Source organism: Mesorhizobium sp. M4B.F.Ca.ET.214.01.1.1 (assembly GCF_004791545.1).
Taxonomy (GTDB): domain Bacteria; phylum Pseudomonadota; class Alphaproteobacteria; order Rhizobiales; family Rhizobiaceae; genus Mesorhizobium; species Mesorhizobium abyssinicae.
Genome location: NZ_SRUX01000291.1, coordinates 1 through 283 on the forward strand (window position 1 = coordinate 1; position 283 = coordinate 283).

The 283-nt window shown below is 67.1% G+C and carries 1 pseudogene; it reads right to left on the bottom strand.

Annotation, left to right across the window (positions count from 1 at the left end):
- Positions 1 to 283, bottom strand: a pseudogene (locus EN857_RS34290) (ABC transporter permease); the annotation flags it as partial.

Consider the following 283-nt stretch of genomic DNA (forward strand, 5'->3'; position numbering starts at 1 on the left):
GTGAAGAAGCCAGCGCCTTTCGGCCAGGCGGCGGCGATCGGCAGCCAGCGCAGCCAGACCCCGAAGATCAGGATCAGGATGATGCCTGTGACGAATTCCGGCAGGACCGTCACCGACAGCCCGCCGAGGCTGATGATGCGGTCGAGCGGCCGGTTGAGGTTGAGCGCGGCGATGACGCCGCCGAGGATGCCGATCGGCACCACCAGCACGAAGGCGACCAGCGCCAGCTTCATCGAATTGCCGAGCGCATCGACGACGAACGGCGCGACCGGCGCGCGGAAAA